This window comes from Bordetella saccharivorans, from assembly GCF_045862855.1.
Classification (GTDB): domain Bacteria; phylum Pseudomonadota; class Gammaproteobacteria; order Burkholderiales; family Burkholderiaceae_B; genus Bordetella_A; species Bordetella_A petrii_F.
Genome location: NZ_BAAFZO010000001.1, coordinates 999,266 through 1,011,716 on the forward strand (window position 1 = coordinate 999,266; position 12,451 = coordinate 1,011,716).

General features: G+C 69.4%; 11 protein-coding genes. 8 read left to right on the plus strand and 3 right to left on the minus strand.

Features of this window, described 5'->3' with window-relative positions; genetic code table 11:
• Positions 1-46 precede the first annotated feature (46 nt).
• Positions 47-682: a helix-turn-helix domain-containing protein gene (locus ACKTT0_RS04760; RefSeq protein ID WP_407848555.1), complete on the plus strand. Its 636-nt coding sequence runs from the start codon at positions 47-49 to the stop codon at positions 680-682.
• Between the two features lie 11 nt (positions 683-693).
• Here ACKTT0_RS04760 and ACKTT0_RS04765 read toward each other — a convergent pair whose 3' ends face one another.
• Positions 694-1,617 carry an alpha/beta fold hydrolase gene (locus ACKTT0_RS04765; protein ID WP_407848556.1) on the minus strand — a complete coding sequence of 308 codons (924 nt, stop codon included), beginning with the start codon at positions 1,615-1,617 and terminating at the stop codon, positions 694-696.
• Between the two features lie 132 nt (positions 1,618-1,749).
• Between ACKTT0_RS04765 and ACKTT0_RS04770 the strand changes: the two genes are divergently transcribed.
• Together ACKTT0_RS04770 and ACKTT0_RS04775 are read left to right on the plus strand one after the other, a co-directional pair.
• On the plus strand, positions 1,750-2,418 hold the full coding sequence (locus ACKTT0_RS04770; RefSeq protein WP_407848557.1) for a DNA-3-methyladenine glycosylase family protein: 669 nt from the start codon (positions 1,750-1,752) through the stop codon (positions 2,416-2,418).
• Between the two features lie 184 nt (positions 2,419-2,602).
• Positions 2,603-3,583, plus strand: coding sequence for a tripartite tricarboxylate transporter substrate-binding protein (locus tag ACKTT0_RS04775; protein ID WP_407848559.1), 981 nt, complete (start codon positions 2,603-2,605; stop codon positions 3,581-3,583).
• 64 nt (positions 3,584-3,647) lie between these two features.
• Here ACKTT0_RS04775 and ACKTT0_RS04780 read toward each other — a convergent pair whose 3' ends face one another.
• Positions 3,648-5,984, minus strand: coding sequence for a xanthine dehydrogenase family protein molybdopterin-binding subunit (locus ACKTT0_RS04780; protein ID WP_407848560.1), 2,337 nt, complete (start codon positions 5,982-5,984; stop codon positions 3,648-3,650).
• A complete protein-coding gene (locus tag ACKTT0_RS04785) occupies positions 5,981-6,445 on the minus strand; it encodes a (2Fe-2S)-binding protein (protein ID WP_407848562.1) in 465 nt (154 codons plus the stop codon). Before ACKTT0_RS04785 ends, ACKTT0_RS04780 begins: the two co-directional genes overlap by 4 nt.
• 195 nt (positions 6,446-6,640) lie before the next feature.
• Between ACKTT0_RS04785 and ACKTT0_RS04790 the strand changes: the two genes are divergently transcribed.
• The 5 genes from ACKTT0_RS04790 to ACKTT0_RS04810 are packed head-to-tail and all read left to right on the plus strand — an operon-like array spanning position 6,641 to position 12,429.
• A complete protein-coding gene (locus ACKTT0_RS04790; protein WP_407848563.1) occupies positions 6,641-7,819 on the plus strand; it encodes an acetyl-CoA acetyltransferase in 1,179 nt (392 codons plus the stop codon).
• Between the two features lie 18 nt (positions 7,820-7,837).
• Positions 7,838-9,388: a class I adenylate-forming enzyme family protein gene (locus ACKTT0_RS04795; protein WP_407848565.1), complete on the plus strand. Its 1,551-nt coding sequence runs from the start codon at positions 7,838-7,840 to the stop codon at positions 9,386-9,388.
• Positions 9,389-9,425: 37 nt separating this feature from the next.
• Positions 9,426-10,520 carry a TRAP transporter substrate-binding protein DctP gene (gene dctP, locus ACKTT0_RS04800; RefSeq protein ID WP_407848566.1) on the plus strand — a complete coding sequence of 365 codons (1,095 nt, stop codon included), beginning with the start codon at positions 9,426-9,428 and terminating at the stop codon, positions 10,518-10,520.
• A gap of 58 nt (positions 10,521-10,578) precedes the next feature.
• Positions 10,579-11,103, plus strand: coding sequence for a TRAP transporter small permease (locus ACKTT0_RS04805; RefSeq protein WP_407848568.1), 525 nt, complete (start codon positions 10,579-10,581; stop codon positions 11,101-11,103).
• Between the two features lie 9 nt (positions 11,104-11,112).
• Positions 11,113-12,429, plus strand: coding sequence for a TRAP transporter large permease (locus ACKTT0_RS04810; RefSeq protein WP_407848570.1), 1,317 nt, complete (start codon positions 11,113-11,115; stop codon positions 12,427-12,429).
• Positions 12,430-12,451 lie beyond the last annotated feature (22 nt).

The window sequence follows — 12,451 nt, forward strand, 5'->3', positions numbered from 1 at the left end:
GGGCCCGCGGGCGCCGCCGCCCAGCCACAACAATACCAAGCTTTCCATGGCCCCTGCCGCCCCGCGCGTTCCTCCCGAAATCGTCGGCAAGAAAGAAATGGGCGCCCGGCTGCGCGCCGAGCGCAAGGCCCGCAAGATGACCTTGCACGACCTGTCCCGCGCATCGGGCATCGCCGTCTCCACCATCTCCAAGGCGGAACTCGGCCAGATCGCCCTCAGCTACGAAAAGTTCGCCTCGCTGGCGCGCGGGCTGGACATCGACATGACCCGGCTGTTCATGCTGGGCGACAGCCCGCAGGCCGAAGTGCCGCCCACCTACGTCAAGGCCACCCTGGACGAGGCGCGCGACTACGTCACCGAGAACTACCATTACCGGCTGCTGCTGGGCGAGTACCCGGGCAAGAAGATGACGCCCATGCTGGGCATCATCGATTCGCGCAGCGTCGACGAATTCGACGACTACATCCGCCATCCCGGCCAGGAATTCGTGGTGGTGCTGTCGGGCAAGGTGCGCATCCAGTTCGAGAACGGCGAAAGCGTGGTCCTGCAACGCTTCGAGTCGGCCTATTTCGACAGCAGCATGGGACACGTCTACCTTACTCTCAGCAAGACGCCCGCGCAGGTGCTGGCCGTCTGCACCGACCTGGACGAAGTGCCGCAGGGCCGGCGCAAGAAACGCTAGGGCCTGGTCCCTCAAGAAGAAGCGCCGCCCTGCCCGCCGGACACGAAGGCCGCCGCCCGCCGCAGGATGTCCGGGTCGCGCAGCGCCCGCGTGTGGCCCATTTTCTCGGTCGGCAGCAGCTCGGCGCGCGGCCAGCCCGCCGCCAGCAGCGCGCCGTCTTCATAGGGACTCTCGCGGTCGCCGCGGTCATGGACGACCAGCAGCGGGATCGACATGGACGGCGCGAGCCGCGCCGGCTCCATTTCGGCGAAGGTGACGCCCAGCCAGCGCTCGGCGTGGCGCGCGATGCGCGGCATGACCTGCGGCGGCAGGTTCATCATGCGGCGGGAATATTCCCAGACGCTGTCGTAGCGGCTGACGGGCCCCAGGAAGACCGCGCGGCGCGCCTGCAGCCCGCGCGACAGGGCGAAGGTCACCGCCGCGGCGCCCATCGAATGCGCCACGACGCCGTGGAATGGGCCATGCGCGCGCGCGGCGCTGGCGATGCACGCCTCGAAATGCCGCACCGAGGCCTGCCGGCCGCTCGACCGGCCGTGCGCCACCATGTCGATGGCCACGACCCGATGGCCGGCCTGGCGCAGCGGCTCGACGAAGCCCGTCATCTGGGCGGCGTCGCCGCCCCAGCCATGCACCAGCAACACGCCCGGGCCTGGCCCGCCCCAACTGTAGCTGTACATCGTCTGCCCATCCACCTGCAGCGGCTCGATCCGCGCGGTGGCCAGGATGCTGCGGCCCGGCTCCGATGCCGGCAGGCGCCGGGGCCGGAACATCAGGCGCCGCGCCAGGCGCGCGGTCAGTCCCGGCGCCATGGCGCCGGCCAGGCCGAACGCGCCACCCGCCACGACCGCGGCCCATGAGGTTTTCTTCGCCTGCCGCGCCGGCCGGGCGGCGTCCCGCGGGGCGGGATCGGGCGGGATCTTGCTTGCGCTGTCCATGGTTCTGTATCCGGAAGACGGCTGTACCTCGGGGCCTGTTCGGACGAAAAGGAGCCGCGCATGAGCAGGCCCCAGGCAGGCTAGTATATGCGGCAAGACAACCCGGCCCGCCCACTCCCTACCGACCCACGCATGCCCGCTCCGCGCCCCGCCTCCGCCCCCGCCCGCCTGACCACCCAGGGTGCCGTCGACCAGCAGCTGCGCCAGCTCATCGAACTGGATCCGCGCCTGCGGCCGGTGCGCGAAGCGGTGGGCGACGTTCCCCTGCGCGCGCGGCCGGCGGGCTTTGCCGGCCTGGCCCGCGTCATCTGCGGCCAGCAGGTGTCGGTGGCCTCGGCCGATGCGATCTGGGGGCGGCTCGCCGCGCGACCCGGCGCCACGACGCCGGACGGCTTCCTGGCGCTGGGCGAGCGCGGCCTGCAGGGCGTGGGCCTGTCGCGCAGCAAGTTCCAGGGGCTGACCGTGCTGGCCAACGCGCTGGTGGCGGGCGAGCTGGACCTGCCCGCCATCGAGGCCATGCCGACCGATGCCGCCATCGCCGCGCTGACCCGCTACAAGGGCGTGGGCCCCTGGACGGCCGAGATCTACCTGATGTTCTGCGCCGGCCATCCCGACATCTTCCCGGCCGGCGACATCGCCCTGCAGAAGGCCGTGGGCGACGCCCTGACGCCCGGCCAGACGCCCGACCGCCCGCGCCTCATTGCCATGGCGGCCGAGTGGTCGCCCTATCGCGCCACGGCCGCCCTATTGTTCTGGCGCTTCTACCGGGTCACGCGCCAGCGCGACGGCGTGGGGCTGTAAGCCGCAGCCCGCGCGGCTTCTCAGGGTTTTCCCCGCTTCGCGTGCCGTTAAGCGCGCGTTTCACAAACTCGAATTGCCGGCCCGCGGCGCACTGTCCAACAATAGCGGGCTGGGCGGCCGACGCCGGCGTACCTATCGCGGCTACGCCGGGTCCGCCCGCAATACCGAGAACACAGGAGATCGCATGGCCTTCCGTCCGCCATTCACCATTGCCCTTTCCCTGCTCGCGCTTTCCCTGGCACCGGGGGCGCAAGCGGCCGACTACCCGTCGCGCGCCATCACCCTCGTCGTGCCGTTCGCGGCGGGCGGCCCGACCGATGTCGTGGCGCGCACATTGGGCGCCGAGCTCAGCAAGGAACTGGGCCAGCCTGTCGTGGTGGAGAACCGCACGGGCGCGGGCGGCACGGTCGCCGCCACGTATGTCGCCAATGCCGAGCCCGACGGCTACACCTATTTCATCCACCACAATGGCATGGCCACCGCCACGGCCCTGTACCCGGCGCTGAAGTTCGATCCCCTCAAGAGCTTCGAATACGTCGGCGAAGTGGTCGACGTGCCCATGACGCTGCTGGCGCGCAAGAACTTCCCGCCCGGCAACATGGCGGAATTCATCCAGTACGCCAAGGCCAACGCCGACAAGATCAACCTCGCCAACGCCGGCCCTGGCGCCGTATCGCAATTGTGCGGCTCGCTGTTGCAGCAGGCGCTCGGCGTGAAATTCACCACCATTCCGTACCAGGGCACCGGCCCGGCCATGTCGGCCCTGCTGGGCGAGCAGGTCGATGTGCTGTGCGATCAGACGACCCAGACGATTCCACATATCCAGGCCGGCAACGTGAAGTTCTACGGCGTCACGACCCTGCAGCGCATCTCCAAGCTGCCCGACGCGCCCACCCTGGACGAACAGGGCCTGAAGGGGTTCGAAGTCAAGGTATGGCACGGCATCTACGCGCCCGCCGGCACGCCCGCCCAGGACATCGCCGTCTTCAACAAGGCGCTCAAGACGGCGCTGAAGTCGCCCGCCTTCACCAGCAAGATGGCCGACCTGGGCGCCGAGATCGTCTCGGAAGACCGCCAGACGCCCGAATCGCTCAAGAAGTGGGTCAAGTCCGAGATCGACAAGTGGACACCGGTCCTCAAGGCCGAGGGCATGAACGTCAACTGATCCGCCTCCGGACAAAACAAAACCCGCCGGCGCGCACGCGCCGGCGGGTTTTTTATGGCGCCGCTCAGGCCTTGAGCTGGTCGCGGACCGGCAGGCTGCGGATGCGCTTGCCGGTGGCGGCGAAGATCGCGTTGCACAACGCCGGCGCGAAGGGCGGCACCGCGGGCTCGCCCACCCCGCCCAGCGGCACGTCGAAGCCGTGTTCCACCAGGTGCACCTTGATGTCGCGCGGCGCCTCCGACATGCGCGTGACTTCATACTGGTGGAAATTGGTCTGGTTGGTGCGCCCCTTGGAGAACGAGATCTCGCTGCGCGTGGCCAGGCTCAGGCCCATGATGCAGGCGCCCTCGACCTGGGCCCGGACCCGGTCCGGATGCACCTGCGGGCCGCAGTCGACCGCCACGTGCACCTGCGGCACCGCCAGGCTGCCGTCCTTGCCGACCTCAACCTCGACCACCGTGGCGACGTAGGTGACGAAGCTGTAGCTGACCGCTACCCCGAGCCCCTTGCCTGGCTCCAGCTTGCGCCCCCAGCCCGCCTGCTCGGTGGCCAACTCGACGACCTTGCGCATGCGGCCGGTATCCAGCGGATACACCGAGGGCGATTCGCCATAGTTCCAGCCGTCCGACATATCCGCCGGGGCGATCTTGCGCGCCGGGCCGATGAGCTCCAGCAGGTAATCGCGCGGATCGCGCCCGAGCGCGTGAGCCATCTCGGCCACGAAGCTCTGCACCGCGAAGACGTGCGGAATGTTGGACACCGAGCGGAACCAGCCGATGCGGGTATGGGCCGGCACCGGCACCGATTCGACACGGAAGTTGGGAATGTCGAACGGGATGTTGACCGCCGACATGCCCAGCTCGAACGGCTGCTGGCCCTGCGCATCGGCCACGAAAGTGGAACCGATGGTGGGAGCCGCCGTGCGGTGCAGCCAGGCCACCGCCTTGCCCTGCGCATCGACGCCGGCCTCCAGGCGCTCGACCGAGACCGTATGGAAATAGTCGTTGGCGATGTCGTCTTCGCGCGACCAGGTCACCTTGACCGGCTTGCCGCCCATCTCGCGCGACAGCAGCGCCGCCTCGACCGCGAAGTCGGACTTGGACTTGCGGCCGAAGGCGCCGCCCAGCAGGGTCTGGTGCACCGTGACCGCCGCCATGTCCATGCCCAGGTGCTTGGCGACGTTCTCGCGCGTGCCGTACGGCGACTGCACACAGGCCCAGACTTCGCACTTGCCGTCGGCCACGCGGGCGGTCGCGGCGGGCGGCTCCATGGAAGCATGGGCCAGGTGCGGCAGGTAGTACTCGGCCTCGATGCGCTTGGCCGCGCCGGCCAGCGCCTGCATGGCGTCGCCGTCGTTGCGCACGGCCTTGGCCGGCTTGTTCGCCCCTTCGCTCAGCGTCTTGCGGAAGGCCTCGGAGTCGTAGCTGGCGTGGGGCCCGTCGTCCCATTCGATTTCCAGGGCCTGGCGCCCCTTGAGCGCCGCCCAAGTGTCGCGGGCGATCACCGCCACCCCGCCCAGCGGCGTGAACACCGGCGGGGTCGGCCCGGCCGGCAGCTCGACCACCTTCACCACGCCGGGCACCTTGAGCGCGGCGTCGGCCTGGTAGCGCTTGACCTTGCCGCCCAGCACGGCCGGCCGCGCGATGGATGCGTACAACATGTCGTCCAGGCGCGTGTCGATGCCGAAATGGGTCTTGCCGGTGACGATGTCCTGGATGTCGACGCTGCGCGTGCTCTGCTTGCCGATATAGCGGAACTGCTCCGGCGTCTTCAGGCGCAGCGCGTCGCCGGCCGGCACCGGCAGCGCGGCGGCGGCCTCGGCCAGCTCGCCATAGCCGAGCTTGCGTCCGGACTTCTCGTGCACCACCTCGTGGTTGCGCGCGGCGACTTCCTCGACCGGCACGCCCCACTGCTTGGCGGCGGCCGCTTCCAGCATGCCGCGCGCCGCCGCGCCGACCCGGCGCATCGGCTGGAAGAAGTGGCGCGTGCTGCGCGAACCGTCGGTGTCCTGGTTGCCGTAGCGCGGTTCGTCGCCGGGCGCCTGGATGACGCGCACCTTGGTCCAGTCGGCCTCGAGTTCGTCGGCCACCACCATGGGCAGGCCGGTGCGCACGCCGGTGCCCATCTCGGCGCGGTGGGCGATGATGGTCACGATGCCGTCGGCCCCGATCGAGACGAAGATCTGGGGATCGTCGACCGTGCCGTGCGGCATGCCGTCGGCGCCGTATTTCTTTTCTTCCTTGGCGTCGGCTGCGCGCACGATGCCGGCGGCGCCCACCGCGAGCACCAGGCCGGTCAGCGCGCCGGCCGTCTTCAGCCAGTCGCGGCGCGCCATCGAGGCAGGCGCGGGGCCGGTCAGGCCGGCGGACAATTGCGGGATCAGACGCGAAAATTCGCTCATTTGGCGGCTCCCTTGCTGGCGACTTGCTTGATGGCGGCGCGGATGCGCGGATAGGTGCCGCAGCGGCAGATATTGCCGCTCATGGCCGCGTCGATATCCGCGTCGGTCGGCTTGGGATTGCTCTTGATGAGCGCGGTGGCCGACATGATCTGGCCGGACTGGCAGTAGCCGCATTGCGGCACGCCGATGTCGGCCCAGGCTTCCTGCACGGCGCGCCCGACATCGTCGTCGCCGACCGCCTCGATGGTGGTGATCTGCTTGCCGGCCGCCGCGGAAATCGGCGTGACACACGAACGGATCGGCTGCCCGTCCATGTGCACCGTACAGGCGCCGCACATGGCCATGCCGCAGCCGAACTTGGTGCCGGTCATGCCGAGCCGGTCGCGGATCACCCACAACAGGGGCATGTCGTCCGGAGCGTCTATGTCTTGGGTCTTGCCATTGATCGTCAGACTGGCCATGAAGGCTCCTTGGCAAAGAAAGAGGGGGCAGATCATACTAGCGCGGGCGCCGCGGCAAGTCACTATGCCGCACGGGTCGGCGGCGCGGCGGGGGCCGGCCCTGCCCGTACGTATTTTTGTACGTAGCTGCACGTATGGATATACGGGGTACCTCCACCCATACTAAAAAAACCAGAAAAATCAACGGAGACGACGATGCCCGGCATACCGGTATCCATCGTGGGCAGCGGCCATACGCCCTTCGGCCGCCTGGACGCCCTGAATCTCGAACAGCTCATCGTCATGGCCGCTACGGAGGCGATCGAGGATGCCGGCGTGGACCCGGCCCGGATCGACGCGGTGTTCCTGGGCAATTTCAACGCCGGCCTGGTGCCGGACGCCTTCGCCGCGTCGCTGGTCCTGCAGGCGTCGCCCGCGCTGCGCTTCAAGCCGGCCACCCGCTGCGAAAACGCCTGCGCGTCCGGCGCGGCGGCGCTGCACGCCGGCATGCGGGCCATCCAGGCGGGGGCCGCGCGCACCGTGCTGGTGGTGGGCGCCGAGAAAATGACCGCGCGCAGCACCGCCGAAGTCACCGAGGCGCTGGCGGGCGCGGGCTACAAGAATGATGCCGCCGAGGCCGGCCTGAGCTTTCCCCAATTGTTCGCCCTGGCTGCCGGCCAGTACGCCGAGCGCTACGACGATCCGCTGCCCGCCATGGCCCGGATCGCCGCCAAGAACCATGGCAACGCCATGGACAACCCACTGGCGCAGATGCACCGGCCGATGGACGCGGATTTCTGCAATACCGTGTCCGACAAGAACCCGCTCATCGCGCCGCCCCTGCGCCTGACGGACTGCTCGCTGGTTACCGACGGCGCGGCGGCGGTGGTCCTGACCGCCGCCGAGCACGCGGCGCCGTTCGCCCGCGAAGTACGCTTTCGCGCCGCCTGCCAGGTCAACGATTTCCTGCCGCTGCGCGGCCGCGACCTGCTGGCCTTCGAAGGCCCGCGCCGGGCGATCTCGCAGGCCTATGCCGACGCGGGGATCAGCGTGGGCGACCTGGATTTCGCCGAGGTGCACGACTGCTTCACCATCGCCGAACTGCTGATCTACGAGGCCATGGGACTGGCCCCGGCAGGACAGGGCCGGCGCGCCCTCGACGACGGCACCGTGCTGCGCGACGGCAGCCTGCCGGTGAACCTGTCCGGCGGCCTCAAGGCCAAGGGGCACCCGGTGGGGGCCACCGGCGTGTCCATGCATGCCCTGGCGTTCCGCCAGCTCACCGGCCGCGCCGGCGGCATCCAGCGCCCCGGCGCGGAACTGGGCCTGGTCTTCAACATGGGCGGAGCGGCGGTGGCCAACTATGCCTCGATCCTGCAGGCGACCCGCGCCTGAGCCGCCAATTCCCGCATCATGAATATCGCGAACTGGCTGCATGCCGCGGCCCTGCTGCATCCCGACAACCCCGCCCTGTTCCGCGGCGACCGCCTGCACGCCGATTACCGGTCCTTCGCGCTGCGCGCCGGCGGCCTGGCGCGCTGGCTGGCCGGACACGGCGTGGCCCAGGGCGACCGCGTCGCCCTCTTCATGAAGAACCGGGTCGAATACCTGGAGCTGTTCTACGCCTGCTGGTGGATCGGCGCCATGGTCGTGCCGGTCAACCCGAAACTGCATCCCAAGGAAGTGGCGTGGATCCTGGGCGATTCGCAGGCCCGGACCGTGCTGACCGACTCTCCGCTGGATCTGCCCGGCGACTGCGTCCCGGCGGCGTGCCTGCACCTGGCGGTCGACAGCCCCGCCTACGACCAGGCGGCCCGCGCCGGCCTGGCGGACGATCTGCGCGCCCCGCTCGCCCTGGCGCCCCAGGCCCTGGCATGGCTGTTCTATACCTCCGGCACCACCGGCCGCCCCAAGGGGGTGATGCTCAGCCACCGCAACCTGGCGGCCATGGCGCTGTGCTATGCCGCCGACGTCGAGACCGTGACGGCCGGCGACAGCATGCTGTACGCCGCGCCCATGTCGCACGGCGCCGGACTGTACCACTTCGTATACGTGCGCCGCGCCGCGCGCCACATCGTGCCCGCCAGCCGCGGCTTCGACCCGGCCGAGATCCTCGACACCGCCGAAGCATGCGGTTCGCTGTCGCTGTTCGCCGCCCCCACCATGGTCAAGCGGCTGGTCGAGCAGGCGCGCCGCGACGGGCACGACGGCCGCGGCCTGCACACCATCATCTACGGCGGCGGCCCCATGTACCAGGCCGACATGCTCGAGGCCCTGCGGGTGCTGGGGCCGTGCTTCGCCCAGATCTACGGCCAGGGCGAAAGCCCCATGACCATCACCGCGCTGCCGCGCGAGATCATCGCCGACAGCGGGCATCCGCGCTGGCAGGCGCGCCTGGCCTCGGTCGGCGTAGCCCAGAGCTGCATGGAAGTGCGCGTGGTCGATCCCGCCATGGCCGACGTGCCGGCCGGCGCGGAAGGGGAAGTGATCGTACGCGGCGACGCCGTCATGGCGGGCTACTGGAACAACGAGGCGGCCACGCGCGCGACCCTGGTCGACGGCTGGTTGCGCACCGGCGACATCGGCCGCCTGGACCAGGACGGCTTCCTGACGCTGACCGACCGCTGCAAGGACGTGATCATCTCGGGCGGGTCGAACATCTACCCGCGCGAAGTCGAAGAAGTGCTGGCCCGCCATCCAGCCGTGCACGAAGTGGCCGTGGTCGGCGCGCCCAGCGCCCAGTGGGGCGAGGAAGTAGTCGCCTTCGTGGTGCTGCGGCCGGGCGCGACGGCGCCCGCGGACGAGCTGGACCGCTGGTGCCGCGCCGAGATCGCCGCGTTCAAGACCCCCAAGCGCTATTGCTTCCGCGCCGAGCTGCCCAAGAACAGCTACGGCAAGATTCCCAAGACGCAGTTGCGCGAAGCGCTGCAGGCCGAAACGGCAGCGCGCCCCGGCACGGCCTGAAGCACAGGCCGGCCCAACCCACCACGAGGAGACAACAATGAAAAGACGCGATTTCATCAAGACCGCCGGCCTGCTGGCCGGCGTCTCGGCCCCGGCGGTCTGGCCGTCCCGGCTGCTGGCGGCGGACAAGCCCGTGTCCATCAAGTTCGACAGCTACATCGCCGAGACGGCCGGGCCGTCGCGCCTGGACGACTGGTTCCTCAAGCAGCTGGAAACGCGCAGCAACGGCGCGGTCAAAGTGCGCCGCTACTGGGCGCAGTCGCTCAACAAAGTGGGCGAGCACCTGTCGGCGGTGCGCGACGGCACGTCCGAAATGTCGTTGATCTCGCCGGGCTATTACCAGGCGCAGCTGCCCGTCACGCGCGGCCTGGAATGGTATTACCGCATGAACCGCGCCGACGCGCTGCACCTGGTGTGCCGCGACGTCTACGAGCAGTTCCAGCCGCTGCGCGACGAATGGGAAAAGCGCTACCGCGCCAAGGTCATGTACTGGACCAACTGGTATTACGCGCCGCTGGTCACGCGCGAACCGATCAAGTCGGTCGAGGACATCCGCGGCAAGCGCATCCGCGGCTACGGGGTGGCCAACGACGTGATCCAGCGGCTGGGCGGCACCGCCGTGCCGATGGCCGCGCCCGAGGTCTACACCGCGCTCGAGCGCGGCGTGCTGGACGGCGTGTACGGCTTCGACTTCATCACGGCGGTCGGCTACAAGCTGCACGAGATCGCGCCCTACTTCACCGACATCGGCGACGGCCCGCACGGGCCGTCCGCCACCATCATCAACATGCGCACCTGGGAAGCCTTCCCGGAGCCGGTCAAGGCGCTGTGCAACGACATCGTCGGCGAGATCTACGGCGGCAAGTACACCGAGATCTTCGACGCCGCCGCGCGGCAATACGTCAAGACGGCCCTGGCCGAAGGCGCCAAGTTTTCCTCGCTGTCCGACGAGGAAAAGCGCAAGGCCAAGGCGCTGGTGCAGCCCGCCGAAGTCCAGGCCTGGCTCGACAACGTCGCCAAGCCCGCCGGCATCGACGGCCCGCGCATGCAATCGCTGATCGACGCCGCCATCGCCAAGTACGACCCGCAGGGCACGCTCAAGCGCTTCGACGAGCTGGCCGCCCAGGCATGACCCACGGCGGCCGCGGCGGGCCCCCGCCGCGGCGCGCCATTCTTCGAACGGCCTCCACATGAAAGAAGAAACTCCGCTCGGCAGGCTGCTGCTTGCCCTCTCCAACATCATGGGCGCGCTCGCCCTCGCCTTCCTGTTGTTCATGATGCTGGGCACCACCATCGACGCGGTGTTCCGCACCATCGCCGGCAGCCCCCTGCCGGGACTGTTCGAGATGTCCGAGCTCAGCATGGTGATGATCGTCTTCATGGGCCTGGGCTGGACGCAGTTCGACGACGCGCACATCCGCGTGACCATGGCCCGGAAATGGCTGCCGGAAGCGGCCGGCCGCGCGCTCGACTGCCTGGCCTGGCTGCTGGCGGCCGCCATGCTGGCCGTGCTGGCCTACCCGGCCACCGGCGAGGCGATCGAGTCGGTGGCGATCCGCGAATTCCGCTGGGGCTATGTGGAAGTGCCGATCTGGTGGACCAAGGTGGCCGTCGCCATCGGCCTGTGGTTCGGCGCGCTGCAGATGCTGTTCTGCGCCGCCCGGGCGCTGGGCGGCCGCGCGCCCCGCCGCACGGCCGCCGCCGCGTCGCACTGAGGAGCCGGCATGGACACCACCACCGCCACGCTGATCGCCACCGGCCTGATCTTCGTCCTGATGCTACTGGGCACGCCGGTGTTCGCCGCGCTGGGCCTGGCCGGCGTCGCCGGCATCGTCATGGTCGAGGACTTCGGCTTCGTCCTCAACCGCCTGAAATCGTTCTCCTATGCGCAGTCGGCCTCCTACCTGCTGACGGTCATCCCGCTGTTCATCCTGATGGGCGCCTTCGCGCATCATGCGGGCGTCGGCGCGCGGCTGTTCAATGTGGCGCGCAAATGGGTGGGGCACTTTCCCGGCGGCCTGGCGATGTCATCGGTGCTGACCTGCGCCGGCTTCGCCGCCACTTCCGGTTCCAGCGTGGCCACCGCCGCCACGGTCGGCGCGGTGGCCATCCCGGAGATGAAGCGCGCGGGCTACGATCCGCGCCTGTCGGCCGGCGCCGTGGCCGCCGGCGGCGTGCTGGGCGTGCTGATCCCGCCCAGCGTGCTGCTGATCTTCTACGCGGCCCTGACCGAAGTCTCTGCCGGCAAGATGCTGGTGGCTGGCGTGCTGCCGGGCCTGCTGTCGACGCTGGTGTTCGTGGCGGGCATCTGGGCCGTCGCGGCCAGCGGCCGGGTCGGCGCCGCCCCCTTGCCGCGCCACGGCTGGGGCGAGCGCCTGGCGTCGCTCAAGGATGGCTGGCAAGTGGTGATGCTGTTCGTGATCGTGCTGGGCGGCATCTACCTGGGCATCGTCACCGCCACCGAAGCCGCCGCCGTGGGCGCCCTGGCCGCGCTGGTCATGCTGCTGTGCGCGGCGCAGGCGCGCGGCACGCTGCGCGGCAAGCTGTACGAGAGCTTCCGCAACGCCATCACCACCACCGTGATGATCCTCTTCACCATGCTCGGCGCGGGCATCTTCAGCTTCTTCCTCAGCCTGGTGCAAGTGCCGCAGCAGATCGCCGAGCTGATCGTCGCCTCCGAGGTGCCGCCCACCCTGATCGTCATCCTGCTGCTGCTGGCCTACGTGCCGATGGGCATGTTCCTGGATGCGTTCTCGATGCTGGTGATCACCTTGCCGATCATGTTTCCCACCGTCGTGTCGCTGGGCTTCGACCCGATCTGGTTCGGCATCCTGGCGGTCAAGATGTGCGAAATCGGGCTGATCACGCCGCCGGTCGGCCTGAACGTCTTCGTCATTGCCGGCATCGACCGTTCCACGCCGCTGACCAAGATTTTCCAGGGCGCCTGGTGGTTCGTCATCATGGAATTCGTCGCCACCGCCATCCTGTTCGCCTTCCCCATCATCGTCACCATCCTGCCCGAGATGATGCTGGGCAAATGACGCCGGGCAGCCGGCAAGGGAG